Source organism: Pseudomonas sp. NFACC37-1 (assembly GCF_900101575.1).
In the GTDB taxonomy this organism is placed as follows: Bacteria; Pseudomonadota; Gammaproteobacteria; order Pseudomonadales; family Pseudomonadaceae; genus Aquipseudomonas; species Aquipseudomonas fluorescens_AA.
On sequence record NZ_FMUZ01000040.1, the window covers coordinates 1 to 25,219 of the forward strand.

Annotated in this window: 23 protein-coding genes and 1 pseudogene; 17 read left to right on the forward strand and 7 right to left on the reverse strand. The window is 62.1% G+C overall.

Translation table 11 applies throughout. The features are described 5' to 3' along the window. Positions 1-98, reverse strand: a pseudogene (locus tag BLP82_RS31775) (IS110 family transposase); the annotation flags it as partial. A 340-nt stretch (positions 99-438) separates the two neighbouring features. Here BLP82_RS31775 and BLP82_RS26395 point away from each other — a divergent pair. Next, the gene (locus BLP82_RS26395; protein ID WP_092175280.1) at positions 439-1,338 is read left to right on the forward strand and encodes a hydroxymethylglutaryl-CoA lyase; all 900 of its coding nucleotides are present in this window, start codon (positions 439-441) and stop codon (positions 1,336-1,338) included. A 238-nt stretch (positions 1,339-1,576) separates the two neighbouring features. Here BLP82_RS26395 and BLP82_RS30955 read toward each other — a convergent pair whose 3' ends face one another. Beyond that, positions 1,577-1,948 carry a hypothetical protein gene (locus BLP82_RS30955; protein WP_139197955.1) on the reverse strand — a complete coding sequence of 124 codons (372 nt, stop codon included), beginning with the start codon at positions 1,946-1,948 and terminating at the stop codon, positions 1,577-1,579. A 41-nt stretch (positions 1,949-1,989) separates the two neighbouring features. Next, positions 1,990-3,687: an AMP-binding protein gene (locus BLP82_RS26400; RefSeq protein WP_092175283.1), complete on the reverse strand. Its 1,698-nt coding sequence runs from the start codon at positions 3,685-3,687 to the stop codon at positions 1,990-1,992. Between the two features lie 194 nt (positions 3,688-3,881). On the opposite strand from BLP82_RS26400, the gene BLP82_RS26405 reads away from it, so the two are divergent. The 4 genes from BLP82_RS26405 (at position 3,882) to BLP82_RS26420 (ending at position 9,529) form a co-directional block, all read left to right on the forward strand. Continuing rightward, positions 3,882-5,045, forward strand: coding sequence for an isovaleryl-CoA dehydrogenase (locus BLP82_RS26405; protein WP_092175288.1), 1,164 nt, complete (start codon positions 3,882-3,884; stop codon positions 5,043-5,045). A 98-nt stretch (positions 5,046-5,143) separates the two neighbouring features. After that, on the forward strand, positions 5,144-6,748 hold the full coding sequence (locus BLP82_RS26410; RefSeq protein WP_092175292.1) for a carboxyl transferase domain-containing protein: 1,605 nt from the start codon (positions 5,144-5,146) through the stop codon (positions 6,746-6,748). Between the two features lie 13 nt (positions 6,749-6,761). Beyond that, positions 6,762-7,583: a gamma-carboxygeranoyl-CoA hydratase gene (locus tag BLP82_RS26415; protein WP_092175296.1), complete on the forward strand. Its 822-nt coding sequence runs from the start codon at positions 6,762-6,764 to the stop codon at positions 7,581-7,583. After that, positions 7,580-9,529 carry an acetyl/propionyl/methylcrotonyl-CoA carboxylase subunit alpha gene (locus tag BLP82_RS26420; RefSeq protein WP_092175300.1) on the forward strand — a complete coding sequence of 650 codons (1,950 nt, stop codon included), beginning with the start codon at positions 7,580-7,582 and terminating at the stop codon, positions 9,527-9,529. Before BLP82_RS26415 ends, BLP82_RS26420 begins: the two co-directional genes overlap by 4 nt. Before the next feature lie 29 nt (positions 9,530-9,558). Here BLP82_RS26420 and BLP82_RS26425 read toward each other — a convergent pair whose 3' ends face one another. Next, positions 9,559-10,206 carry a LexA family protein gene (locus BLP82_RS26425; protein ID WP_092175304.1) on the reverse strand — a complete coding sequence of 216 codons (648 nt, stop codon included), beginning with the start codon at positions 10,204-10,206 and terminating at the stop codon, positions 9,559-9,561. Positions 10,207-10,336: 130 nt separating this feature from the next. On the opposite strand from BLP82_RS26425, the gene BLP82_RS26430 reads away from it, so the two are divergent. Further along, a complete protein-coding gene (locus tag BLP82_RS26430) occupies positions 10,337-10,678 on the forward strand; it encodes a DUF6124 family protein (protein ID WP_092175309.1) in 342 nt (113 codons plus the stop codon). A 507-nt stretch (positions 10,679-11,185) separates the two neighbouring features. Beyond that, positions 11,186-12,337, forward strand: a complete 1,152-nt coding sequence (locus BLP82_RS26435) for a M14 family metallopeptidase (protein WP_092175313.1) — start codon at positions 11,186-11,188, stop codon at positions 12,335-12,337. Positions 12,338-12,530: 193 nt separating this feature from the next. On the opposite strand, the gene BLP82_RS26440 is transcribed toward BLP82_RS26435, so the two are convergent. Together BLP82_RS26440 and BLP82_RS26445 are read right to left on the reverse strand one after the other, a co-directional pair. Then, a complete protein-coding gene (locus BLP82_RS26440) occupies positions 12,531-13,067 on the reverse strand; it encodes a cytochrome b (RefSeq protein ID WP_060738303.1) in 537 nt (178 codons plus the stop codon). After that, the gene (locus tag BLP82_RS26445; protein ID WP_092175317.1) at positions 13,064-14,146 is read right to left on the reverse strand and encodes a catalase family peroxidase; all 1,083 of its coding nucleotides are present in this window, start codon (positions 14,144-14,146) and stop codon (positions 13,064-13,066) included. The genes BLP82_RS26440 and BLP82_RS26445 overlap by 4 nt, the downstream gene beginning before the upstream one ends. A gap of 168 nt (positions 14,147-14,314) precedes the next feature. Between BLP82_RS26445 and BLP82_RS26450 the strand changes: the two genes are divergently transcribed. Next, the gene (locus BLP82_RS26450; RefSeq protein ID WP_092175321.1) at positions 14,315-14,821 is read left to right on the forward strand and encodes a sigma-70 family RNA polymerase sigma factor; all 507 of its coding nucleotides are present in this window, start codon (positions 14,315-14,317) and stop codon (positions 14,819-14,821) included. Further along, complete coding sequence (locus BLP82_RS26455) at positions 14,818-15,570, forward strand: anti-sigma factor family protein (RefSeq protein WP_092175324.1); 753 nt, start codon at positions 14,818-14,820, stop codon at positions 15,568-15,570. Before BLP82_RS26450 ends, BLP82_RS26455 begins: the two co-directional genes overlap by 4 nt. A gap of 132 nt (positions 15,571-15,702) precedes the next feature. Here the strand turns inward: BLP82_RS26455 and BLP82_RS26460 are convergent, their stop codons facing one another. Further along, positions 15,703-16,539: an IclR family transcriptional regulator gene (locus tag BLP82_RS26460; RefSeq protein WP_092175328.1), complete on the reverse strand. Its 837-nt coding sequence runs from the start codon at positions 16,537-16,539 to the stop codon at positions 15,703-15,705. 245 nt (positions 16,540-16,784) lie between these two features. On the opposite strand from BLP82_RS26460, the gene BLP82_RS26465 reads away from it, so the two are divergent. From BLP82_RS26465 to BLP82_RS26500, 8 genes are all read left to right on the forward strand, one after another. Next, entirely contained in the window at positions 16,785-17,810 is a 1,026-nt protein-coding gene (locus tag BLP82_RS26465) for an ABC transporter ATP-binding protein (RefSeq protein WP_092175332.1), read from the forward strand. Then, complete coding sequence (locus BLP82_RS26470; RefSeq protein ID WP_092175335.1) at positions 17,807-18,676, forward strand: ABC transporter permease; 870 nt, start codon at positions 17,807-17,809, stop codon at positions 18,674-18,676. The genes BLP82_RS26465 and BLP82_RS26470 overlap by 4 nt, the downstream gene beginning before the upstream one ends. A 6-nt stretch (positions 18,677-18,682) precedes the next feature. After that, positions 18,683-19,477 (forward strand): ABC transporter permease, encoded by a 795-nt coding sequence (locus BLP82_RS26475; RefSeq protein WP_072405341.1) that lies wholly within the window; start codon positions 18,683-18,685, stop codon positions 19,475-19,477. 7 nt (positions 19,478-19,484) lie between these two features. Continuing rightward, entirely contained in the window at positions 19,485-19,775 is a 291-nt protein-coding gene (locus BLP82_RS26480; RefSeq protein WP_092175339.1) for a (2Fe-2S)-binding protein, read from the forward strand. A 166-nt stretch (positions 19,776-19,941) separates the two neighbouring features. Beyond that, complete coding sequence (locus BLP82_RS26485; protein WP_092175343.1) at positions 19,942-21,297, forward strand: FAD/NAD(P)-dependent oxidoreductase; 1,356 nt, start codon at positions 19,942-19,944, stop codon at positions 21,295-21,297. Beyond that, the gene (locus tag BLP82_RS26490) at positions 21,294-22,409 is read left to right on the forward strand and encodes an NAD(P)/FAD-dependent oxidoreductase (RefSeq protein WP_092175347.1); all 1,116 of its coding nucleotides are present in this window, start codon (positions 21,294-21,296) and stop codon (positions 22,407-22,409) included. The genes BLP82_RS26485 and BLP82_RS26490 overlap by 4 nt, the downstream gene beginning before the upstream one ends. Before the next feature lie 18 nt (positions 22,410-22,427). Beyond that, positions 22,428-23,489, forward strand: coding sequence for an ABC transporter substrate-binding protein (locus tag BLP82_RS26495; protein ID WP_072405345.1), 1,062 nt, complete (start codon positions 22,428-22,430; stop codon positions 23,487-23,489). Positions 23,490-23,761: 272 nt separating this feature from the next. Next, positions 23,762-25,087 (forward strand): leucine-rich repeat-containing protein kinase family protein, encoded by a 1,326-nt coding sequence (locus tag BLP82_RS26500; RefSeq protein WP_092175351.1) that lies wholly within the window; start codon positions 23,762-23,764, stop codon positions 25,085-25,087. The last annotated feature ends 132 nt before the right edge of the window (positions 25,088-25,219 follow it).

Here is a 25,219-nt window from a genome sequence, read left to right on the forward strand (position 1 = left end):
GCTTCCAGTCGATCTGTTTCTGCGTGATAAATCACCAACTCATCTTTGGCGACATCAACACCCACGATCGGCTTTGCGACAGAAACCGGCATTGCCATTGAAAATCCTCCGGGCTAAGGTTTGAACACTTGAAGGGTTCACCCAGAGGCGCAGGCTTGTTCCTATCGTCGGTCTAGGCCAGATGCATTCTTTATCGGCGCTTGGGTGAAAGGAGGAGGGGTGAAATCTCCCACGGTCTGTACTGCGGCTAACAGTCAGAATCGAGCTTTGTCCCTCCTCCTCCCTTCAAGTCCTACCATACAAGCGAGCTTGCTCGCGATAGCGTCGGATCAGTTGGAGTTGATGTGGCTGACACACCGCTATCGCGAGCAAGTTCGCTCCCACAATGGGTTCATCATTGCGCTCGACATATTGGCAACTCACCACAGGTCAATCCCCATGTCCCTCCCCTCCTTTGTACGCTTGATCGAAGTCGGCCCCCGCGACGGGCTGCAGAACGAAGCACAGCCCATCAGCGTCGCCGACAAGGTGCGCCTGGTGGATGCCCTGAGCGCCGCCGGCCTGGGCTATATCGAAGTCGGCAGTTTCGTCTCGCCCAAGTGGGTGCCGCAAATGGCCGGGTCCGCCGAGGTGTTCGCGCAGATCCAGCGCAAGCCCGGTGTGACCTATGGCGCCCTGGCGCCTAACCTGCGGGGGTTCGAAGATGCGCTGGCGGCAGGCGTGAAAGAGGTGGCGGTGTTCGCCGCCGCGTCCGAAGCGTTTTCCCAGCGCAACATCAACTGCTCCATCAAGGACAGCCTGGAGCGCTTCGCGCCGATCATGGCGGCCGCAAAACAGCACGGTGTCAGTGTGCGCGGCTACGTGTCCTGCGTGCTGGGTTGCCCCTATGAAGGGGCGGTCAAGCCTGAGCAGGTGGCGTGGGTCGCCCGGGAACTGTATGCGATGGGCTGCTACGAGGTCTCCCTGGGCGACACCATCGGCACAGGTACCGCTGGCGCCACACGCAGGCTGTTCGAGGTGGTAGGCGCCGAGGTGCCTCGGGACAAACTCGCTGGACACTTCCACGATACCTACGGCCAGGCCATGGCCAATGTCTACGCCAGCCTGCTGGAAGGCATCGCGGTGTTCGACAGTTCCATCGCCGGCCTTGGCGGTTGCCCGTACGCCAAGGGCGCCAGCGGTAACGTCGCCACCGAAGACGTGCTGTACCTGCTCGACGGGTTGGGTATCGAAACCGGTGTCGACCTGGACGCACTGATCGCCGCGGGCCGGCAGATTTGTGATGTGCTCGGTCGCCCGACGGGTTCGCGCGTGGCCAAGGCCCGCAATGCACACTGAGGTGTTACCGCCGGCTTTGTAACAGCGGCGAAACGAGTAACACGGAAACAATTTGTCAGGTTTGGTCGGTCAGATTTTTCGGCCAAAAAACACAACTACTTGATTTATATAGACTTTTAAAAGTTGGCACGCCACCTGCTATATCTCTTGCATAACAAGAATAAAAAAACGCAGCAAACCCAATAAAAACAAGACGAAACGACTCTGACATAACAAAAACAACACGGCAGAGACGCAGCTAACAGATTTTTTTGGAGAAGATGTGCTTTTCAGGGTGCTTCCAGGAGCAACCCGCAACCGGGCAGAGAACAATAAAACTACCTTCAGGTAGCTCCCGAATCGGTTGGATCGCCAGGCGAAAAAGCAGATCAGCGCTCAAAAAAATACGTTTGCTCTTGATCCCGGATGGGGATCGCCAAAAACAGCGGTAAAGGGCCACGGCTACCAAAAACAACAACAGGCCGCCCCTCAATAATAAAAAAAGAGCACGCGACGACAAAATTAAAGGGGAGCTTCGGCTCCCCTTTGTGCTTTCTGCCGTTTGGATTTTTCTTGTGGGAGCGGGCTTGCTCGCGAAAGCGGTGTACCACGCAACATAAATGTTGACCATGCCGCCGTCTTCGCGAGCAAGCCCGCTCCCACAGATGTGCCTCAGCCGTCGCTATCGCGCAGCTCTTCGATACTGATTTCGCGCATGCGGAATTTCTGGACCTTGCCGGTGACCGTCATGGGGAATTCTTCGACGAATTTGAAATGTCGCGGCGTCTTGAAGTGGGCGATGCGCTCCTTGCACCAGGCTTGCAGCTCTTGCTCGGTGGCGCTGTGACCAGGATGGAACTTGATCCATGCCACGATTTCTTCGCCATAGCGTGAGCACGGGATGCCGATCACTTGCACGTCCGCCACCGCCGGGTGGGTGAAGAAGAACTCCTCCAGCTCACGGGGGTAAATATTCTCCCCGCCACGGATGATCATGTCCTTGTTCCGCCCGACGATGCAGACGTAACCCTGCTCGTCCATGGTCGCCAAGTCGCCGGTGTGCATCCAGCCATCCGGGTCGATGGCATCGGCGGTGCCCTTGGGGTTGTTCCAGTAGCCGAGCATTACGCTGTAGCCGCGGGTACACAATTCGCCGACAGCGCCCCGCGGGACGAGATTGCCCGCCTCATCGATAATCTTGCTTTCCAGTTGCGGCTGGGTGCGGCCGACGGTGGTTACACGCAGTTCCAGTTCATCTGAAGGACCGGTCTGCAACGACACCGGGCTGGTTTCCGTCATGCCGTAGGCAATCTGCACTTCGGCCATGTGCATTTCGTTGATGACCCGTCGCATCACTTCGATGGGGCATGTGGCCCCGGCCATGATGCCCGTGCGCAGGCTGGACAGGTCGAAGTCGCCCCGCTGCGGCTGGTCCAGCAGGGCGATGAACATCGTGGGCACGCCATACAACGCAGTGGCTTTTTCCTCGGCCACAGCCTTGAGGGTCAGCAATGGGTCGAAGGCATCGTTGGGGTAGATCATGGTGCTGCCATGGGTCATGCAGCCCAGGTTACCCATGACCATGCCGAAGCAATGGTAGAGCGGCACCGGGATCACCAGCCGGTCACCAGCCGTCAGGCCCAGGCTTTCGCCAACCATGTACCCGTTGTTGAGAATGTTGTGGTGGCTGAGGGTTGCGCCTTTGGGAAAGCCCGTGGTGCCGGAGGTGTACTGGATATTCACCGGCTGATCGAACCGCAGGCTGGATTGACGCTCGGCCAGTTGTCCAGGCGTCACCGTCGCGCCCAGGGCGGCCAGTTGCGACCAGGGCAGGAAGCCTGAGGGTGGCTGGGAATCGAGGCTGATCACGCCGCGCAACTCCGGCAGGCGCTCACTCTGCATCTGGCCGATCGGTTGCTCTGCCAGCTCCGGTGCCAACGCTTGCAGCATGGCGTGATAATCCGAGGTCTTGAACGCCCCGGCACACACCAGCCATTGGCATCCGGATTGTTTGAGCACGTATTCGAGTTCGGAAACGCGGTAGGCCGGATTGATGTTGACCAGAATCACGCCGAGCTTCGCGCTGGCGAACTGGCTGATACACCACTGGGCACAATTGGGCGCCCACACACCGAGGCGATCACCGGTTTTCAAGCCTAGCGCCAACAAGGCTCGGGCATGCAGATCGACGGCCTCGGCCAATTGTTGCCAGGTATAGCGCAGCGATTGATGGCGAACCACCAACGCCTCGCCCCCCGGATAACGGGCCACCGTCTGGTCGAAAACCTCGCCGATGGTTTGGGCCAGCAAGGCCTTGGCTGCGGAACCACGCGTGTAGCTGAGCTGCGAATGCGAACCGGGTTGATCCATGACGCCCCCTCTTGTCTTTATTAGTGGGTGTAGCGATAACCTGATGCAACATGCCTTGGTGGGCACTTACTCTGGCTCAAGTTGACGTTAACGTAAAGGGCGATTGACAGCTTCTCGCCGCAGGCTTACGTTAACGTAAAGGTGAGAGCCACTCCCCCGCTCTCCGCACCCGATAAAAAAGCCAAAGGTGTCCCATGAGCTACCCATCCCTGAACTTTGCCCTCGGCGAAACCATCGACATGTTGCGCGACCAGGTGCAGGCCTTCGTCAAGGCCGAGCTGTCACCCCGGGCAGCGCAGATCGATATCGACAACCTGTTTCCCGCCGACATGTGGCGCAAGTTCGGTGACATGGGCCTGCTGGGCATCACCGTACCGGAAGAATACGGCGGCGCTGGCCTGGGCTACCTGGCCCACGTGGTGGCGATGGAAGAAATCAGCCGCGGCTCGGCCTCGGTCGCCCTCTCCTACGGTGCCCACTCCAACCTCTGCGTGAACCAGATCAACCGCAACGGCAATCACGAACAGAAAACCAAGTACCTGCCCAAGCTGATCAGCGGCGAACACATCGGCGCCCTGGCGATGAGCGAACCGAACGCCGGCTCCGACGTGGTTTCGATGAAACTGCGAGCCGACAAGCGTGGCGACCGCTACGTGCTCAACGGCAGCAAGACCTGGATCACCAATGGTCCCGATGCCAACACCTACGTGATCTACGCCAAGACCGATCTGGAAAAGGGTCCTCACGGCATCACCGCCTTCATCGTCGAGCGCGATTGGAAAGGCTTCAGCCGCAGCAACAAATTCGACAAGCTCGGCATGCGCGGCTCCAACACGTGCGAGCTGTTTTTCGATGACGTCGAAGTGCCGGAAGAAAACATCCTCGGCGCGCTCAACGGAGGCGTGAAAGTCCTGATGAGCGGCCTCGACTACGAGCGCGTGGTGCTGTCCGGCGGCCCGACCGGGATCATGCAGGCCTGCATGGACCTGATCGTGCCCTACATCCATGACCGCAAACAGTTCGGCCAGAGCATCGGCGAATTCCAGCTGATCCAGGGCAAGGTCGCGGACATGTACACCCAACTCAACGCCAGCCGCGCCTACCTGTATGCGGTGGCCCAGGCTTGCGAGCGCGGTGAAACCACCCGCAAGGACGCCGCCGGGGTGATCCTCTACAGCGCCGAACGCGCCACACAAATGGCCCTCGACGCCATCCAGATCCTGGGAGGCAATGGCTACATCAATGAATTCCCCGCCGGTCGTCTGCTGCGTGACGCCAAGCTGTACGAAATCGGTGCCGGCACCAGTGAGATTCGTCGGATGTTGATCGGCCGCGAACTGTTCAACGAAACGAAATGAATTTCGTCAGCGACGAGCGACAAGCTTCAAGCGGCAAGCGAACTGCGCTCTTGCTTGCAGCTTGTGGCTTGAAGCTCAAAGCTGCTACGGAGTAGCCCATGATTCTGCACACTCAGCTCAACCCGCGTTCGCCGGAGTTCATCGCCAACCGCGAGGCGATGCTCGGACACGTCGAGGCCCTGCGCACCCTGCTCGCGCAAATCCGCCAGGGCGGCGGCCTCAAGGCCCAGGAGCGGCACACCTCGCGGGGCAAGTTGCTCCCCCGTGAACGCATCAACCGGCTGCTGGATCCGGGCTCGCCGTTTTTGGAAATCAGCCCATTGGCAGCCCACGAAGTCTATGGCGAAGACGTGCCGGCGGCCGGCGTGATTGCCGGCATCGGCCGCGTGGAAGGCGTCGAATGCATGATTGTCGCCAACGACGCGACGGTCAAAGGTGGCTCCTACTACCCATTGACGGTGAAAAAACACCTGCGCGCCCAGACCATCGCCCAGCAGAATCGCTTGCCGTGCATTTACCTGGTGGATTCCGGCGGTGCCAACCTGCCGCGCCAGGATGAAGTGTTCCCCGACCGCGAGCACTTCGGCCGGATCTTCTTCAACCAGGCCAACATGAGTGCCCAGGGCATCCCGCAGATCGCCGTGGTCATGGGTTCCTGCACCGCCGGCGGTGCCTATGTGCCGGCCATGGCGGACGAGGCGATCATGGTCCGCCACCAGGCGACGATTTTCCTCGCCGGCCCACCCTTGGTGAAAGCCGCCACCGGCGAGGTGGTCAGTGCCGAGGACCTGGGCGGTGCCGATGTGCACTGCAAGATCTCCGGCGTGGCGGATCATTATGCCGAGAGCGACGAACACGCCCTGGCCATCGCCCGACGCAGCATTGCCAACCTCAACTGGCGCAAACTCGGCGAGCTGCAGCAACGCCAGCCCATCGCCCCACTGTATTCGAGTGACGAGCTGTACGGTGTGGTGTCGGCCGATGCCAAGCAGCCGTTCGATGTGCGGGAGGTGATCGCGCGCCTGGTGGACGGTTCGGTGTTCGATGAGTTCAAGGCGCTGTTCGGCACGACCCTGGTGTGTGGTTTCGCTCATTTGCATGGCTACCCGGTCGCAATCCTGGCCAACAATGGCATTCTCTTCGCCGAGGCCGCGCAGAAAGGCGCGCACTTCATCGAACTGGCGTGTCAGCGGGGGATCCCGCTGCTGTTCCTGCAGAACATCACCGGTTTCATGGTCGGGCAGAAATACGAAGCCGGCGGCATCGCCAAACATGGCGCAAAACTGGTGACCGCGGTGGCCTGCGCCAAGGTGCCGAAATTCACCGTGATCATCGGCGGCAGTTTCGGCGCGGGTAACTACGGCATGTGCGGCCGCGCCTATGACCCGCGATTCCTGTGGATGTGGCCAAACGCGCGGATTGGCGTAATGGGTGCCGAGCAGGCGGCCGGCGTGCTGGTGCAGGTCAAGCGTGAACAGGCCGAACGCAGTGGCCACCCTTTCAGCGCCGAGCAGGAAGCCGAGATCAAGCAACCGATCCTCGATCAGTACGAAGAACAGGGGCACCCCTACTATTCCAGCGCGCGACTGTGGGACGACGGCGTCATCGACCCGGCCCAGACCCGCGATGTACTGGGCCTGGCCTTGTCCGCGTCACTGAACGCGCCTATCGAACCGAGCCGCTTCGGCGTGTTCCGGATGTAAACGAGGAATGCCCATGGATAATTTCAACACCCTCGAACTGCACAGCGACCCACGGGGCGTTGCCACCCTGTGGCTCAGCCGCGAGTCGAAAAACAACGCGTTCAACGCCGAAATGATCCGCGAACTGATCCTCGCCCTGGACCACGTCAGCAGCGATCCTAACCTGCGCTTCCTGCTGATCCGCGGTCGCGGCAAGCATTTCAGCGCCGGCGCCGACCTGGCCTGGATGCAGCAATCGGCCGAGCTCGACTACCACACCAACCTCGATGACGCTCGGGAACTGGCAGAGCTGATGTACAACCTCGCCAAACTGAAAATTCCTACGCTGGCCGTCGTCCAGGGTGCGGCGTTTGGTGGCGCACTGGGGCTTATCAGTGCTTGCGACATGGCCATTGGCGCCGATGAAGCACAGTTCTGCCTGTCGGAAGTGCGCATTGGCCTGGCACCGGCGGTGATCAGCCCGTTCGTGGTGCAAGCCATCGGCGAACGGGCGGCGCGTCGTTATGCCCTGACGGCTGAACGCTTCGACGGCCAACGTGCGAAAGAGATCGGCTTACTGTCGGAAAGTTACCCAGTCGAGACCCTGGACCAGCAGGTCGAACAGTGGATCGACAACCTGTTGCTCAACAGTCCGGCCGCCATGCGCGCCAGCAAGGAACTGCTGCGTGAAGTCGGCAACGGCGCCCTTACCCCGGCGCTGCGGCGCTACACCGAAAACGCCATCGCCCGCATCCGCGTCAGCCCGGAGGGCCAGGAAGGCCTGCGCGCCTTCCTGCAAAAACGTGCGCCGAACTGGCAAGCCGAGTCGAACCATAACAAGGAGCCGCGTCGATGAGCGCCCCTGCCCTCACCACGTTGCTGGTGGCCAACCGTGGCGAAATCGCCTGCCGCGTCATGCGCACCGCCAAGGCCATGGGCCTGACCACTGTTGCCGTACACAGCGCCACCGACCGTGATGCCCGCCACAGCCGTGAAGCCGACATTCGCGTCGACTTGGGCGGCAACAAGGCCGCCGACAGTTACCTGCAAATCGACAAACTGATCGCCGCAGCGAAAGCCAGCGGCGCCCAGGCCATTCACCCCGGTTATGGCTTTCTGTCCGAAAACGCCGGGTTCGCCCGGGCGATTGAAAATGCCGGGCTGATCTTCCTCGGCCCACCGGCTTCGGCCATCGACGCCATGGGCAGCAAATCGGCGGCCAAGACGCTGATGGAAACCGCCGGCGTGCCCCTGGTACCCGGTTATCACGGCGAAGCCCAGGACCTGGAGACCTTTCGCGACGCCGCCGAGCGCATCGGCTACCCGGTATTGCTCAAGGCCACTGCCGGCGGTGGCGGCAAGGGCATGAAAGTCGTCGAGGACGTCAGCCAACTGGCCGAAGCCCTGGCCTCGGCCCAGCGCGAAGCACAGTCCTCGTTCGGCGATTCACGGATGCTGGTGGAAAAATACCTGCTCAAGCCGCGCCATGTGGAGATCCAGATATTTGCCGATCAACACGGCAACTGCTTGTATCTCAACGAGCGCGATTGCTCGATCCAACGCCGCCACCAGAAAGTCGTGGAGGAAGCCCCCGCCCCCGGTCTGACCCCGCAACTGCGCCAGGCCATGGGGGAAGCCGCCGTGCGCGCCGCCCAGGCGATCGGCTATGTCGGGGCCGGTACGGTGGAGTTCCTGCTGGATGCCCGGGGCGAGTTTTTCTTCATGGAAATGAACACTCGGTTGCAGGTCGAGCATCCGGTCACCGAGGCGATCACCGGGCTGGACCTGGTGGCCTGGCAGATCCGCGTCGCCCAAGGCGAGCCATTGCCCATCACTCAAGCGCAAGTGCCGCTGCTCGGTCACGCCATCGAAGTGCGGTTGTATGCCGAGGACCCGGGCAACGATTTCCTGCCGGCCACCGGGCGCCTGGCGTTGTATCGCGAATCGGCCGAGGGGCCGGGTCGGCGGGTCGACAGCGGGGTTGAAGAAGGCGATGAAATCTCGCCATTCTACGACCCGATGCTCGGCAAGCTGATTGCCTGGGGTGAAGACCGTGAGCAGGCACGCTTGCGACTGTTGAGCATGCTCGATGAATTTGTCATTGGCGGGCTGAAAACCAATATCGGGTTTCTGCGCCGAATCGTCGCCCATCCCGCCTTCGCGGCGGCAGAGCTGGACACCGGATTTATCCCACGTTACCAGGCGCAATTACTGCCAGAGCCCGGCGAATTGGATGACGCGTTCTGGTTCGCCGCCGCCCAGGGGGTCGCCTTGAGCCTGGCACCGCGAGTACGCGGCGATGACGCCGGCTCACCGTGGGCCAGCACCACCGGGATGCGGCTGGGGTTGCCGAGGGAAACCACCTTGCACCTGAGCTGTGAAGGCCGGGATCGTGCGCTGACGCTGGACGTCACAGCCCATTGCGCGGAACTCAAGGGGGAACAACTGACTATCGAGCACCATGGTCTGCGCCGCAGCCATCGGGCCATTCGCCAGGTGGACAGCCTGTACCTGCAATGGGAAGGTGACTTGCGCCGGATCGACCTGCACGACCCGCTGGCCGCCGCCGAAGCCAGCCACAGCCATCAAGGCGGCCTGGCCGCGCCCATGAACGGCAGCATCGTGCGGGTCTTGGTGAGTGTCGGCCAGACGGTGGAAGCCGGGGCTCAACTGGTGGTACTGGAGGCCATGAAAATGGAGCACAGCATTCGTGCGCCCAAGGCCGGTGTGATCAAGGCGCTGTATTGCCAGGAAGGCGAAATGGTCAGCGAGGGCAGTGCCCTGGTGGCGTTCGAAGAATAGGAATCGGCCCGCTCCCAGGGCCGATCCAGTCAGAACCTGATGGTGGCCTGCACCACCACACCGATGATGCGGCATTGCTCGGTGTACAGGTTTTTCGGGTAAGTCGGATTGAGCGGAACCAGGTAACGCTGCCCGCTCTCTTCGATCAATTTGCGAAAGGTCGCGTCACTGCTGCCGGGCAGGCAGGCGACCACCAGTTTGCCGGGCACCGCCTCGATGGCCGGATCCACCAGGATCGACATGCCCTCGGGAATGCTCAACCCACTGGGTGCGGTCATCGCATCGCCCACCACCACCAGCCAGAATGCGTCGCCCTGGGCGTGGTAGTCCGTCAGTTCGTAGCGCGCCTGGCTGTAGGCGCCGGGATCGCCTTCGCGAACCTCGCCAACCTCGTGCCACTCACTGACCGGGTAACGGAAGTACGGATTGTACTTCTGCGCCAGGGCCATGCCTTCTTCGGTGGAGGTGTCCGGCTCGCGGATCACCATGGCCACTTCCAGAAACTCCAGCCCCAGCTCCCGCAGAACCCGGTTCATGTCGTCGACACTGGGCTGCCGGCGCTTGGTCAGCCAATGGCCGACGCCGCCCTGGGACATTCCCAACCGCTCTGCGAGCACCACTTGCGTGATGCGCAGCTCCTTCATTTTGGCCTTGACCAACTCTATCCATTTATCCATGTGCGGCACGATACGTGGGTGGCTCCGACCCGCAAAACACAAATTGTAGTATTTAAATTGTCGTCACAATTACGGTAAGTACTATTCTGGATTCAGGCCTTCAGCCCCTCACACGGAGATTTTCATCACCATGGACACACCCAATACAGACCAGCCCAGCAGCCCTTTCGACGGCACGTTCCCTTCACTGCAGGATTGCCCGGCAGCCAAACGCGCCCTCGATTACTACTTGAAACCAGGTGTTTCGCCAGCCCAGGCAGAACATCGTTTTTTCGAGGTCAGCCACAGCGTCAGCGCAGAGGAAGCCCTGGTCCATGCGTGCGACCTGCTGCGCTGTGCAGCGGCAACCGCCCATGAGTCGGCCAACCAGTTAGACGGTTCGAGCCGTGACTTGGCATTTTCAGTGGTGCACATGATCGATCTGGTCAAGGTGATGCTTGACCGATCCCTGGATAGCTACCCTACTCGCTAGCGGTAACCCTCGGGAATGTCGTGGCGAACGCGGACGACGAGAAAATTTTTTTCCAATCGATGCGATAAAACCATTTGACTTGCAAATGATAATGATTATTATTGCATCAGCTGGTCGCGAGATCAGTCGATAGACCAGAAGACCTTAGGTCGGACTTCTGGAATATCTCCTCATCAGGCTAATCACGGTTTTTGACCCGGCTTTTTGCCGGGTCTTTTTTTGCCGATTTTTCGGCTTATGTCTTCAGGCTAATGAAGTCTTTTAGGGTGCTGCCAATTCGTTGGCGGCGATGATAGCAAATGAATATCCGTTTACAAGCGTCCCCCCGCCACACAGGCGAAAACTATCGACATCCAGCACTTGAGAATCAATTGCAGACTCTCTAAGCTGGCTCGGCGTCCAGGGAGGACGCCCCCTCGTTTACGTGACGTAAATCGCCCCGGTTTCCCCTTTCTTGCGTGTTTCTTGCGTGTAAAGTAACGGCCATGAAAATCCTTTCCAGGAATCGTGACCGTGGCTAAATCTTCCTTTGATATCAGCGCCAATTTCGACAGCGGCAACATCGAAGTCGTCGACATCAGCAACCCGTTGCAGTCGTTGCTCAAGATCAGGCCCGACACCCGCAGCGCCCATTTCCAGTGGTTCCACTTCAAGGCCAGCGGCTTGCACGTCGGCCAGGAATATTCCTTCCGCCTGCTCAACGCCAGTCAATCGTCTTACAACAAGGCCTGGACGGGCTACCAGACCGTCGCCTCCTACGATCACGTCAATTGGTTCCGCATTCCGACCCAGTTTGAAGGCGACGCCCTGCGCTTTCATCTGGAAGCCGAACAACCCCACGCCTGGTTCGCCTACTTCGAACCCTACAGCCGTGGCCGTCATGACTGGCTGATCGAGCAAGCGCAGCACAAGGCCGGCACCGAGCTATTGGCCGTTGGTAAAAGCGTGGAAGGCCGTGACATTCAATTGCTGCGCAAGGGCAGCGGTGCCGAAGGCCGGCGCAAAATATGGATCATCGCCCAGCAGCACCCCGGCGAGCACATGGCCGAATGGTTCATGGAGGGCGTGATCGAACGCCTCCAGCAGCATGACGATGGGCAACTGAACCGGTTGCTCGCCAAGGCCGACCTGTACCTGGTGCCGAACATGAACCCGGACGGCGCGTTCCACGGTCATCTGCGGACCAACGCCATGGGCCAGGACCTCAACCGCGCATGGCAGAACGCCAGTCCAGAAATCAGCCCCGAAGTCTTTTTCGTACAGCAGCAAATGGAAAAGTACGGCGTCGATCTGTTCCTCGACGCTCATGGCGATGAGGAAATCCCCCATGTCTTCACCGCCGGTTGCGAAGGCAACCCAGGCTACACGCCGCGCATCGCCGAACTCGAAGAGCGCTTTCGCAGCCATCTCAAGCACCAGACCAAAGACTTCCAGACCGCTCACGGCTACACCCGCGATGAACCGGGCCAGGCCAACATGACCCTGGCCTGTAACGCGGTCGGGCAGAAATATGACTGCCTGTCCCTGACCCTGGAAATGCCATTCAAGGACCATGACGATCACCCGAACCCGATCACCGGCTGGTCTGGCAAACGTTCGATGCAACTGGGCAAGGATGTGTTGAGCACCATCGAGGCCATGGTTGACGAATTGCGCTGATCCAATGATCTGATCAGAGGCACTGTGGCGAGGGAGCTCGCTCCCGCTCGGCGATGTAGGAGCTGGCGAAGCCTGCGATCTTTTGATCTTTCACTGAGGAATCAAGTGTCAATTGAAAGATCGCAGCCTCGCTTCGCTCGGCAGCTCCTACAAACGCCACCCGGCGGGAGCAAGCACCCTTGCCATGACTTCATCAGCCCTTGCCGCGCAACATACTGTCCAACACCTCATCCCGGCGCACCCACGCGTGAAACAGCGCCGCCGCCAGATGCACCAGCACGGTCAGGAACAACAAGTAAGCCAGGTACCCGTGGGCCTTGCGCAGCAGTGCGAACGTCTGGGCGTGGGCGGGCAGGATCGAAGGCAGTTGCAACCAATTACCGAGCATCACCGGATCCCCCGCCGCCGAAATCATGCCCCAACCCAACAGGGGCAGAACCAGCATCAAGGCGTACAACAGCACATGGGAAACGTTTGCCGCCAGCACTTGCCAACCCGGCAGATCGGCCGGCAGCGGCGGTTGGCGGGTAGTAAAACGCACCACCAGGCGCACGATCACCAACAGCAAAATCGCGATGCCCAATGGTTTGTGCAACTGCAGCAGCCATTCATGGCGCGCGGACACTGAAGCGACCATGCCGGCGCCGATAAACAGCATGGCGATGATCATCAATGCCATCAGCCAGTGCAGCAGCCGAGCCAGCGGTGCGAAGTGACGAGGGGCGCTCATGGGCGTGACTCCTGGGTGGCGGGCAATTGGCTCACTTCGCTGGTACGACGCAGATAGGAACTGGCATAAGCAGCGGAACGCGCGACCAACAGCGGATCGTCAGACCCTTCGATCCCTTGGGGCAGGATCAGCGGGTCATAGTTGATATCGCGGCATTCGCCGTTGTCCTGCGCCTGGGTGCGCTCCAGCACCAGCGTGCCGGCGTTGAGCACCTTGCGGTCAGCGGGCCAGGCCTTGCTGGCGTCGTTCACCGGGTCCCCCGGGTTGGCCAAGGTGATGTTCAGTTGCCAGCGCAATGGCCCGGCGGCGAGACGCTTCGCCAAGTCGTGTTCAAGGAAGTCGGCACCCTGGGGTGGCGTCGCATCGGCAGCGTCCTGGCTCAGTGGTACCACGCCCCAGCGCACGGCCTGGCGCTGCCCGGCGGGGTTGACCAGATAGAAGGCGTTGATGCCGTTGTAGGTTTCGGTGGCATAGCTGGCCGACGGCTTGGCGGTCTTGATCCATTGCAGGAACGGCACGGCCTCGGGATGCCCGGCAAAAAAAGCCGGTACAGCCGCGGGATTCGGTTTCCCTGTGGCAGGGTCCGGCGACTGGGCTTGCTGGAGCTGGTAGAAGGCTTCCGGCGTGCCCACCGGAAACACAGGCATGCTGTTCATGCCGGTGCGCCATTGCTGGCCGTTGGCCTGGGTAAAACGCAGCGCCAGGCTGCGAATCGGCACACTGCCATCCGGTGCATAAGGGTTGCCGCTCGGCAAGGCGAAACGCCCAACCACGGGCGTTTGCGGCAGCGAAAACACCTGGGCGCTGGAATAGGCGCTGACCTCGCCCGAGCTTTGGAAATAACCCGCGACGCAGACTCCTTTCGAGTGGTTGCGTCGAAAGCCCGGGTGAACGCCGTTGTTTTTTTCCAAGACATTGACCAGCGCTTCCGGTGTCAGGCGCTGTGGGTCAAGGCTGCCATTGACGTAGGCAAACAGTCCGGCCAGCGCGGCGACAATCACCGCAATGCCGCTCAGGCGCAGTGTCAGGGCGGCGGCACTCAAGGGCGGCCGGCTCGACGAGGGTGAAGGATCAACCATGAGAAAGCTCCAGGGCTCGAGGCCATTTGTTGGAAATGGATCCGTCAGACGAAGACCTGGCAGGTTTATTCCCACGCCTCGTATTTATTTTTCCTGCACTGGAATAATCTCGTTCGCGGGTCGTCTTTCCAGTCCCGGCGCAGTGACTGCCTACAGAAGCCACCTTCCATGAATGCACTAGACGAACAGTTGCGCGAACTCCTCCCCAGGCTACGGCGCTTTGCCGTGTCGCTGACGCGCAACCCGAGCAACGCCGACGACTTGGTGCAGATGTGCCTGGAACGGGCGTTGTCCAAATGGAACGACAAGCGTCCGGACGGCGATCTGCGAGCCTGGCTGTTTTCGATCCTGTATCGGCAGTTTCTCGACGGCCATCGCCGCTCCCGCCGGTACGCGCGCATGCTGGAGTTTTTCACCGGCCGCGACGATGCCCACCCTTCGGCCGAACGCAGCGTGATCGCACAGTCGTCTTTGCAGGCCTTCGATCAGCTCACGACGGAACAGCGTGCGCTGTTGTTATGGGTGTCGGTGGAAGGCTTGAGTTACCAGCAAGTCGCCGACATCCTCGGCGTACCGACCGGCACGGTGATGTCCCGCCTGTCCCGCGCCCGCCAGGCCCTGCGCCAACTCAGCGATGGCGAAATCACCCGCCCCACCCTGCGGATACTCAAATGATCAGCATGCCCCCCAGCGAAAGCGACCTGCACGCCTACGTCGATCGTCAACTGAGCGAGGCCGACCAGCGCCTGGTCGAGACCTACCTGGCCAACCAGCCCGAAGTCGCCGCCCGTATCCGGGCCTGGCAACAGGACGCACAGCACCTGCGCACGGCCCTGAGCGGAGCCTTGCAACAACCGTCCAACCCGGACCTCGACCCGGCCATGATTCGCCAACGCCTGAAACATCGCTCCCATCGCCACCTGGCCAGCGCCGCGGTGTTGCTGCTGGCGGTCAGCGTGGGAGGCTTCGGTGGCTGGCAGGCGCGGCAAATGACCCTGCTCAGCGCCGTTGCGCCCATGGCCGATGCCCTCCAGGCATACCGGTTGATTGCCCAGCAGGGCATCCTTCCAGCCGATTACCAGAGCGGCGACGAGCAGCACATGCAAGATTGGCTCGACCGCTACTTCACCCAGGCCGACCGGCTGCCCAACCTGTCCGGCGCCGGCTTCAAACCGGTCAGCGGGCGATTGCTCAGCACCGAGCAAGGCGCAGCGGCGATGGTGGTCTATCAGGACCCCAGCGGTCAGAAAATCAGCTTCTACGTGCGCCCACCCGGCCCGAAAAACTTCCTGCTGCCCCGGGGCAGTCGCCGCGATGGCGAGCTGGAAGCCGAGTACTGGTCCGGGCCGGGCTACAACTATGCGATGGTCATACCGAGTGACACGCCGACAATGCAAAGACTTAAGCAGACATTGGACTTCTGAGCATCACCATCCCCTGTGGGAGCGGGCTTGCTCGCGAAGGCGGTGTGTCAGGCGACATCATCTTGGCAGATACACCGCTTTCGCGAGCAAGCCCGCTCCCACAAGGGATTTGTGGAAGGCTTCAAGGTGTGTTCACCCCTGCCCGAACACCTGCGAAGGCCTGCGCAGCAACGGGTCGAACGGGTTGATCCGCGGCCCGATCAGGGCCGCCTCGCGCTTGAGCATGTCCACCACCGTCGGCAGGCGATCGGGCCCCAACCGGTCGCTCACGGTTGCCACGCTCAAGGCGGCCACGGCCCGGCCATCACGGTCCAGGATCGGCACAGCCACCCCGGCCATGCCTTGCAGTACGCCGGTGTTGCGCCCGGCGTAACCCAGCGCGCGCACGTTCTCCACTTCCGAACGCAGGAAGACTTCGTCGTACAGATGGAAATCCTTGAGCCGTGGCAGGTTGTATTGAATCACCGTGTCGCGCTCCTCTTGCGGCAGGAACGCCAGGATCGCCAGGCTGCCCTGCCCCACGCCCAACGCCACGCGGCCACCAATGTCACCGGTGAACGTGCGGATCGGAAACGGTCCCTCGCTGCGGTCCAGGCAAATGGCATCGAAACCACTGCGGGCGAGCAGAAACAGCGAGTCCCCCAAGGACGCCGACAACCGCAGCATGGCCGGGCGCACCAGGTCGCGCAGATTGCCGGTATTGCCGGCGCGGGCCGCCAGGGCGAAGAACTCCAGGCTCAGGCGATAGCGTTTGCTGCTGGCATCCTGCTCGACCATGCCCTCGTCCATCAGGCTGCGCAGCAAGCGATGCGTGGTGGGCTGGGACAGGCCGATGCGCTGGGCCAATTGCGTCACTCGCTCACCGCCTTCGGCGGTGTCACCCAAGCTGCGCAACACGGCAAACAGCCTGGAGACCGCTCCGACACCGACTTCGCCCTTGCCATTATTCCGATGAGTGGAATCAAACATGTAATTTCTCATTATTAAATTTACTCACTGAATGAAACTGAAAATAGTCTTCATCTCAGTGAAATAGTCCATTGAGCCCATCCTATTCTTCGTCCTACTCTTCGTCCAGACAGGGGCGATTCGAACAACAGCGGCAGCCGACTCGAGGTCGAGCGCCAACGCACCCCAGCAGCACCCTTTCGTATCTGCCCATAAAAAAGCGCGCCCTTGCGGCGACGCATAACAATCCCAGGTGGAGCGCAGCGATGGCTTTTGTGCAACTTGAAGGACTTGGCAAACGCTACGGTGACATCGATGCCGTGGTCGCCACCAACCTGTCGGTGGAAAAAGGCGAGTTTGTCTCGCTACTGGGGCCTTCCGGCTGCGGCAAGACCACGACCCTGCAAATGATTGCCGGCTTCGTCGAAGTCAGCAGCGGGCGCATCCTGCTGGACGGGCGCGACATTACCCACGCCAAGCCCGCCAGCCGTGGCCTGGGGGTGGTGTTCCAGAGCTACGCGCTGTTCCCCCATATGACCGTCAAGGACAACGTCGCCTTCGGCCTGCGCATGCGCAAAGTGGCCAACGCCGAACTGCAACAACGGGTGGACCGGGTGTTGAAACTGGTCCGCCTGGACCGCCACGCCGACCGCTACCCGAGAGAACTCTCGGGCGGTCAGCGCCAACGCGTGGCACTGGCCCGGGCTTTGGTGATCGAACCGCCGGTGCTGTTGCTCGACGAGCCACTGTCCAACCTCGACGCCAACTTGCGCGAAGAGATGCAATACGAAATTCGCCGCATCCAGCGCGAAGTCGGAATCACCACACTGATGGTGACCCACGACCAGTCCGAAGCCCTGTCGATCAGTGACCGGGTCGTGGTGATGCAGGCCGGGTGCATCACCCAGATCGATGCGCCGTACACCCTTTACGAGCACCCGCGCACCGAGTTCATTTCCAGCTTCGTCGGCAAAGCCAACCTGCTGCCCGGTGTGCGGGACAGTGCGGGCGTCGTTCAAGCATGCAGCCAGGCCGATGGCGAGCTGACCCTGAGCCTGCGCCCGGAAAAAATCGACCTGTGCGAGGCCGGTTCAGGGCGACTGCAAGGCACCCTCGTCAGCCGTTTTTTCCTGGGCAGCCAATGGCTGTACGGTGTGTCCACCGGCCTGGGTGAACTCTGCGTGGTGCGCCGCAACGACGGCTCGGCGCCCTTGGTCGAAGGCACGGCGGTGGGCCTGGACTGGGATCCGGCACTGCTGCGGGTGCTGAGTGTGGACGAGGTACCGGCATGAAGCTGATCGATGCGATGCGCCGCGGTCGGCAAGGCTACCTGATGTCCGCGCCGGCCCTGGCCTTGTACCTGGGCTTGCTGGTAATTCCCTTGGGCTTGACCTTGGTCCTGTCGTTCAACGTCTTCGACTACAGTTCGGGCATCGACGGCGACGCCTACACGCTTGAGCACTACACCAGCCTGCTGGGTGATCCGTACTTCTACGAGATCTTTTTGCGCACATTCTGGATCAGTGCCCTGACCACTGTTTTGTGCGTGCTGATCGGCGTGCCCGAGGCGTACATCCTAAGTCGCATGGGCGCGCCGTGGCGCTCGATTTTCCTGATCCTGATTCTCACGCCACTGCTGATTTCGGTGGTGGTACGAGCCTTCGGCTGGAGCCTGTTGCTCGGCGCCGACGGCCTGATCAACCAGGCCCTGCAAGCCTTCGGCGGTGCGCCGGTGAAGCTGCTCTATACACCGTTCGCCGTGGTCATCGCCCTGGTCCACGTGATGTTGCCGTTCATGATCATTCCAGTCTGGACCTCGTTGCAGAAACTCGACCCGGCCGCCGAACAGGCCGCGCTGTCCCTGGGGGCGAGCCAGTTCACGGTGATCCGCAAAATAGTGTTGCCGCAAATCATGCCCGGCGTACTGTCCGGCACCCTCATTGTGTTCGGCCTCGCCGCCAGCTCCTTCGCGATTCCCGGCCTGCTCGGCGGACGGCGCTTGAAGATGGTCGCCACGTTGATCTACGACCAGTACCTGTCGGAGCTGAACTGGCCGATGGGGGCAGCCATCGCCGTCGCGCTGCTGCTGCTCAACCTGCTGATCATGCTGTCGTGGAACCGGATGATCGAAGGCCGCTACAAGAAGTCATTGGGATAATTCGTCATGTCCAGAAACGGTCCTTTCGCGCTGCTGTTCCACGCCTTGGTGGTGGTCTTCATGCTCGCGCCGCTGGTGGTGGTCTGCCTCGTCGCCTTCACCCCGGAAAACACCCTGAGCCTGCCGACCACCGAATTTTCCCTGCGCTGGTTTCGCGCGGTGTTCGAGCGCGCGGATTTTGTCGACGCGTTCTACAACAGCTTGGTCCTGGCGTTCTGCGCGGCCTCACTGGCGACGCTGATTGCGGTGCCGGCGGCCCTGGCGATCACGCGGCTGGAGTTCCCGGGCCGGGATTTCTTCAACGGCTTGTTCCTGTCACCGATCATCATTCCGCACTTGGTACTGGGGGTCGCCTTGCTGCGCCTGTTTGCGCTGATGGGCGTGAACGGCAGCTTCGCCTGGCTGATCTTCGCCCATGTGCTGGTGATCACGCCGTATGTGCTGCGCCTGGTGCTGGCCTCGGCCATCGGCCTGGACCGCAGCGCCGAACAGGCCGCGCAATCGTTGGGGGCCGGGCGCTTCACACTGTTCCGGCAAATCACCTTGCCAATGATCCTGCCGGGGGTGGCCGGGGGCTGGCTGCTGGCGTTCATCAATAGTTTCGATGAAGTCACGCTGTCGATCTTCGTCACCTCGCCGGCCACGCAAACCTTGCCGGTGCGCATGTACGTGTACGCCACCGAATCCATCGATCCGATGATGGCGGCGGTCTCGGCGCTGGTCATCGGGCTCACCGCGCTGACCATGATTCTGCTCGACCGGGTCTATGGCCTGGATCGGGTCCTGGTAGGCAAACAATGAGGGTGTCATGGCACTGCTGAAACGACTGGCCGAAGGCGACCGCCCGGCCCTGGACTTCACCCTCGACGGCCAGCCCGCCACCGGGCTGCAGGGGGACACGCTGCTGACCGCCGTGCTGACCTGCAGCGAACACCTGCGCGGCAGTGACTTCAGCGCCGAGCCCCGGGCCGGCTTCTGCCTGATGGGCGCCTGCCAGGACTGCTGGGTGCGCCTGGGCGACGGTCGCCGCGTACGCGCCTGCTCGACCCTGCTGGAAGCCGGGCAGCACATCAGCCGCGAACCGGGGCGCCAGGTATGAACATTGTCGACAGGCCGAGCCTCATCGCGAGCAAGCTCGCTCCCACAGGGGATTTGCAGCGTGCACAAGATAAAGCATCACCCCAAATCAAATGTGGGAGCGGGCTTGCTCGCGATGACCGTTTCGACAACCCCACGAATCCCCCGGCCCTGCCCGTGAGGTGGCGATGAAACCGATAGCCATCATCGGCGCCGGCCCGGCCGGTATCCGCGCCGCGCAGACCCTGGTCGCCCATGGCGTGTATCCCGTCCTGCTGGACGAAGCCGCTCGCGGTGGCGGGCAGATCTATCGGCCTCAACCGGCCAACTTCAAGCGCTCGCCCACCAAGCTCTATGGCTTCGAAGCGCACAAGGCCAGCGCCGTCCACCAGACCCTCGACGAGTTGCGCGAGCAGCTCGATTACCGTCCCGACACCCTGGTGTGGAACGCCGAAGCCGGTGTGCTGGACACTTTGCATGAAGGTCGCGCCGATCGTCTTGAATACGCCAGCGTGATCGTCGCCACCGGCGCCACCGACCGGATCCTGCCCGTACCTGGATGGACCCTGCCCGGGGTGTACAGCCTGGGCGCGGCGCAGATCGCGCTGAAATTCCAGGGGTGCGCCATCGGCGAACGGGTGGTGTTCGCTGGCAGCGGTCCCTTGCTGTATCTGGTGGCGTATCAGTACGCCAAGGCCGGGGCCAACGTGGTCGCGGTGCTCGACAGTTCGCCCTTCAGCGCCCAGGCCCGCGCCCTGCCCGGCCTGCTGGTGCAACCGGCCACCCTCGCCAAGGGGCTCTACTACCGTGCCTGGCTGACCGCCCACGGCATCAGTGTGCACCAAGGCGCGAATCTGTCGCGTATCAGCGGGGAACGCCGGGTCCAGTCGCTAAAATGGCGCAACGCAAAAGGCGAGCAAACCCTCGATTGCGACGCGGTGGCCTTCGCCCACGGCTTGCGCAGCGAAACTCAACTGGCCGACCTGCTGGGCTGCGAGTTTTCCTGGAGCGCCCTCAACCGCGCCTGGCTGCCACTGCGGGACCACGCTGGACGCAGCAGCGTACCGGGGGTTTACCTGGCGGGTGACGGTGCCGGAATCATGGGTGCCGACGCGGCGGAAATGGCCGGTGAACGGGCGGCCCTGGCCTTGCTCGAAGACCTCGGCTACTCGACCGACCCGCAGCGTTGCACGCAACTGGAAGAAGCCCTTGAGCGCATCGGCCGATTCCGGGAAGGCCTGGAGCGCGCATTTGCCTTTCCTGAACACTGGGCCGCCGACGCTGCCGATCACCTGATGATCTGCCGCTGCGAAGAAGTCAGCGCCGGCGATATCCGCCGGGTGGTGGGCGAAGGCCATTGGGAGATCAACCGGGTCAAGGCCCATTGTCGGGTCGGCATGGGCCGTTGCCAGGGGCGGATGTGCGGCGCCGCTGCCGCGGAGATCATTGCCTGCGAAAGTGGCCGCGCTGTCGCCAGCATCGGCCGCTTGCGGGCCCAGGCACCGATCAAACCCGTGCCGTTCGGCCTGGAGGTCGAGCCATGATCGAAGTGGATGCAGTGATCATTGGTGGCGGTATCGTCGGCGCCTCGGCCGCGTTGTTCCTGAGCCAGGCCGGACGCCGGGTGGCGTTGCTGGAGCGCGACTTCTGCGGCTCGCACTCCAGCGGCGTGAACTACGGCGGTGTGCGCCGCCAGGGCCGCCCCCTGTCGCAACTGCCCCTGTCGCAACGGGCCCATGAAATCTGGCGCCAGTTGCCCCAGTTGATCGGCATCGACGGCGAGTACCAGCGCAGCGGTCATCTGAAGCTGGCCCGCAGCGCCGAAGACTTGCAAGCGCTGCACGACTACGCCGTCGCCAGCCAAGGCTTCGGCCTGGATTTGCGACTGCTCGATCGCACGGCCCTGCGCCGGCGTTTTCCGTGGGTCGGCGCCGTCGCGGTGGGGGCGTCGCTCTGCCCGGATGACGGCCATGCCAATCCGCGCCTGGTATCCCCAGCCTTCGCCCAGGCCGCTCGCCGACAGGGGGCGCAAATCCATGAACAATGCACTGTCAGCAACGTGGTGCACGACAGCCAACGCTTTGTCGTACAGACCGCAGCGGGCCTGACGTTCCACGCGCCCTGGCTGCTGAACTGCGCCGGAGCCTGGGCCAGCCAGTTCGCCGCGCAATTCGGCGAAGCGGTACCGATGCACGCCGGGCACCCGGCGATGCTGGTCACCGAACCCTTGCCCCTGGTCATGGACGCCAGCACCGGCGTCGAGGGTGGCGGTATCTACGCCCGCCAGGTCTCGCGCGGCAATTGCGTACTGGGAGGCGGCCAAGGCTTTGCCTTGGATGCCGCTCGCGCCCGGCCCGGCCAGAACGCCGTGCTGGAAATCCTGCGCCAGGCCGTCGAGCTCTACCCGTTTTTGGAGGGCGCCCAGGCGATTCGTACCTGGAGCGGCACCGAAGGTTACCTGCCCGATCGCCAACCAGTGATCGGCCACAGCAGCACCCAGCCCGGTCTATTGCACGCGTTCGGCTTTGCCGGCGCGGGTTTCCAGATCGGTCCGGCGGTGGGCCAGGCACTCACCGAGATCATCTGCAGCGGGGCTTCGACCACGCCGCTGGATGCGTTTTCCATCACCCGGTTTCACTCCATCTCCGTTGCTTGATAGAGGAAGGTCGCGCCAATGAATAACGTCAAACGCAGTGCACTGTTCGGTTTCTGCTCGCTGGGTTCCGCTTGCCTGGGCGCCCTGCTCCCGGTCACCCAGGCGTTGGCCGAGCCGACGCTTTACCTGGGCATGAACGGCGGCACCATGGAGCGGCTCTACGCCGACAAGGTCTTGCCGGCGTTCGAGAAAGCCAACAATGTCAAAGTGGTCATCGTGCCCGGCACCTCCGCCGACATCCTGGCGAAAGTCCAGGCCAGCAAAGGCAACCCGCAGATGCACGTGATGTTCCTCGATGACGGCATCATGTACCGCGCCATCGCCATGGGGTTGTGCGACAAGCTCGAGGACAGCCCGACCCTGGCGCAGATCCCGGCCAAGGGGCGTATCAAGGACCAGGCCGTGGCCGTCAGCCTCGGGGTGACGGGGCTGGCCTACAACACCCGGCTGTTCAAGGAAAAAGGCTGGAATACGCCCACTTCATGGATGGACCTGGCCGATCCGCGCTTCAAGGACAAAGTGGTGTTCCAGTCGATGGCCTCGTCCACCTTCGGCCTGCACGGCTTTTTGATGTTCAACCGGATCCAGGGCGGCAGCGAAACCGACGTCGAGCCAGGTTTCAAGGCGTGGCCGAACACGGTGGGGCGCAACGTGCTGGAGTACATCCCGAGCTCGGCGAAGATATCCGAAATGCTACAGACCGATGAAGCCGCGCTGTTCCCACTGACACCGACTCAGGTGACCGCGCTGAAACTCAAGGGCATGCCCGTCGAATATGCCCAGCCGAAGGAAGGCGCCGTGGTCCTCAACGTCGCCGAATGCACCATCGCGCAAAACACCCAGCCGGAACTGGCACAAAAGCTCGCCGCTTTCCTGCTGACCCCGCAAGCCCAGGCCATTGCCCTGGAAGAAGGCGACCAGATCCCTTCCAACCCCAACACCCCGACCACCGACAAGACCCGTGGCCAGGTGGAGGCGATGAAGCAATACCTGGAAACAGCGATTGCCGTGGATTGGGACCAGGTCAACGAACAACGCCCGGCCTGGAACGCCCGTTGGAACCGCAGCATCGAGCGCTAGAGGGAATTTTGCAGTTATCATGCGGCCATCTCACAATCAATTGAACCGATGACCTGTGGCGAGGCAGCTTGCTCCCGCTGGGTTCTGTAGGAGCTGGCGGAGCCTGCGATCTTTTGATCTTTCACTTGGGCCTCAAGCGCTAGGGGAAAGATCGCAGCCTCGTTGCACTCGGCAGCTCCTACATAGCTCCTACAGCGCCCCCCAGCGGGAGCAAGCTCCCTCGCCACAGGTGTGTCCGCGTTTTTTCTTCTTGATCAACAGCGAACCCTGCCATGCACACCCTCGCCCAACTACGCGCCGGCCAGCTCTCGGGCATCACCCGGCTGGACCTGGCCTGCGGCTTGACGGAGTTTCCCCGGGAAATCTTCGAGCTGGCCGATTCCCTCGAGATCCTCAACCTCAGCGGCAATCAGTTGGACACGTTGCCCGACGACCTGCATCGGCTGGCTCGCCTGCGTGTGCTGTTCTGTTCCGACAACCGCTTCACTGAACTGCCCGAATGCCTGGGCCGTTGCAGCGCATTGACCATGGTCGGTTTCAAGGCCAACCGCATCACCCGCGTCACGGGCGCCGCGCTGCCACCACGGCTGCGCTGGCTGATCCTGACCGACAACGACGTCAGCCACTTGCCGGATGAGCTGGGCCAACGCCCGCACCTGCAAAAACTGATGCTGGCCGGCAACCGTTTGCAGCAGTTACCGGCGAGCCTGGGCCAGTGTCATCGCCTGGAACTGCTGCGCATCGCCGCCAACCAATTGACCGAACTGCCGCAATGGTTGCTGGAGCTGCCGAGCCTCGGTTGGCTGGCCTACGCCGGCAACCCACTGGAAACCCAGGCCGATGCCGCAGCCTTGAACACCACGACCCCCATCGACTGGTCGCAACTGACGCTGCAACGACAACTGGGCGAAGGCGCCTCCGGAGTGATTCACCAAGCGATCTGGCAGGCGCCCGGCCAAGTGGCGCGAAACGTCGCGGTGAAGCTGTACAAAGGCCAGATGACCAGCGATGGCTCCCCCCTGCATGAAATGCATGCCTGCATCACCGCCGGTCGACACCCGAACCTGATTGACGTGTTGGGCCAGGTCGCCGGGCACCCCGAGCAACAGGCCGGGCTGGTCATGGCACTGATCGAGCCCAGCTATCGCAACCTCGCCGGGCTGCCGAGCCTGGCGTCATGCACCCGCGACGTGTATGCCGATGAACTGCGCCTGAGCGCTCCGGTGGCCTTGCGCATCGCCCACGGCATCGCCTCGGTGGCGGCGCACCTGCACCGCCAGGGCATCACCCATGGGGATCTGTACGGGCACAATATCCTGTGCAATGACCAGGGCGATTGCCTGCTGGGGGACTTTGGCGCGGCGTCGTTCCACGCCACTGCAGACACCTTGCAAACCCGCGCACTGCAACGCGTCGAGATGCGGGCCTTCGGGATTCTGCTGGGGGAATTGCTGGCACGGATCGAACCGACGCCCAGTGCGCAGGATCTTGCATGGCTGCTGGATTTGGAGGCGCGCTGCTGTCAGCCGGAGGTGCTGGCACGGCCGGGGTTCGATGAGATTGAAGGCTTGCTGCGCGAGTTCAAACACAGCGGTTGAGCCAGCAGCACCAACCCGTCAAGCACACCACCTATTGTGGCGAGGGGATTTATTCCCGCTGGGCTGCGCAGCAGCCCCCTAAATCCTGCAGAGTCAGCCAGACATACTCAAGTCGTCTGGTTTTAGGGCCGC

Excerpts from the sequence above, each read along its gene's own strand:
- BLP82_RS26395 (WP_092175280.1), top strand. The coding sequence starts at position 439 with ATGTCCCTCCCCTCCTTTGTACGCTTGATCGAAGTCGGCCCCCGCGAC.
- BLP82_RS30955 (WP_139197955.1), bottom strand. The coding sequence starts at position 1,948 with ATGGTCAACATTTATGTTGCGTGGTACACCGCTTTCGCGAGCAAGCCC.
- BLP82_RS26400 (WP_092175283.1), bottom strand. The coding sequence starts at position 3,687 with ATGGATCAACCCGGTTCGCATTCGCAGCTCAGCTACACGCGTGGTTCC.
- BLP82_RS26405 (WP_092175288.1), top strand. The coding sequence starts at position 3,882 with ATGAGCTACCCATCCCTGAACTTTGCCCTCGGCGAAACCATCGACATG.
- BLP82_RS26410 (WP_092175292.1), top strand. The coding sequence starts at position 5,144 with ATGATTCTGCACACTCAGCTCAACCCGCGTTCGCCGGAGTTCATCGCC.
- BLP82_RS26415 (WP_092175296.1), top strand. The coding sequence starts at position 6,762 with ATGGATAATTTCAACACCCTCGAACTGCACAGCGACCCACGGGGCGTT.
- BLP82_RS26420 (WP_092175300.1), top strand. The coding sequence starts at position 7,580 with ATGAGCGCCCCTGCCCTCACCACGTTGCTGGTGGCCAACCGTGGCGAA.
- BLP82_RS26425 (WP_092175304.1), bottom strand. The coding sequence starts at position 10,206 with ATGGATAAATGGATAGAGTTGGTCAAGGCCAAAATGAAGGAGCTGCGC.
- BLP82_RS26430 (WP_092175309.1), top strand. The coding sequence starts at position 10,337 with ATGGACACACCCAATACAGACCAGCCCAGCAGCCCTTTCGACGGCACG.
- BLP82_RS26440 (WP_060738303.1), bottom strand. The coding sequence starts at position 13,067 with ATGAGCGCCCCTCGTCACTTCGCACCGCTGGCTCGGCTGCTGCACTGG.
- BLP82_RS26445 (WP_092175317.1), bottom strand. The coding sequence starts at position 14,146 with ATGGTTGATCCTTCACCCTCGTCGAGCCGGCCGCCCTTGAGTGCCGCC.
- BLP82_RS26450 (WP_092175321.1), top strand. The coding sequence starts at position 14,315 with ATGAATGCACTAGACGAACAGTTGCGCGAACTCCTCCCCAGGCTACGG.
- BLP82_RS26455 (WP_092175324.1), top strand. The coding sequence starts at position 14,818 with ATGATCAGCATGCCCCCCAGCGAAAGCGACCTGCACGCCTACGTCGAT.
- BLP82_RS26460 (WP_092175328.1), bottom strand. The coding sequence starts at position 16,539 with ATGTTTGATTCCACTCATCGGAATAATGGCAAGGGCGAAGTCGGTGTC.
- BLP82_RS26465 (WP_092175332.1), top strand. The coding sequence starts at position 16,785 with ATGGCTTTTGTGCAACTTGAAGGACTTGGCAAACGCTACGGTGACATC.
- BLP82_RS26470 (WP_092175335.1), top strand. The coding sequence starts at position 17,807 with ATGAAGCTGATCGATGCGATGCGCCGCGGTCGGCAAGGCTACCTGATG.
- BLP82_RS26475 (WP_072405341.1), top strand. The coding sequence starts at position 18,683 with ATGTCCAGAAACGGTCCTTTCGCGCTGCTGTTCCACGCCTTGGTGGTG.
- BLP82_RS26480 (WP_092175339.1), top strand. The coding sequence starts at position 19,485 with ATGGCACTGCTGAAACGACTGGCCGAAGGCGACCGCCCGGCCCTGGAC.
- BLP82_RS26485 (WP_092175343.1), top strand. The coding sequence starts at position 19,942 with ATGAAACCGATAGCCATCATCGGCGCCGGCCCGGCCGGTATCCGCGCC.
- BLP82_RS26490 (WP_092175347.1), top strand. The coding sequence starts at position 21,294 with ATGATCGAAGTGGATGCAGTGATCATTGGTGGCGGTATCGTCGGCGCC.
- BLP82_RS26495 (WP_072405345.1), top strand. The coding sequence starts at position 22,428 with ATGAATAACGTCAAACGCAGTGCACTGTTCGGTTTCTGCTCGCTGGGT.
- BLP82_RS26500 (WP_092175351.1), top strand. The coding sequence starts at position 23,762 with ATGCACACCCTCGCCCAACTACGCGCCGGCCAGCTCTCGGGCATCACC.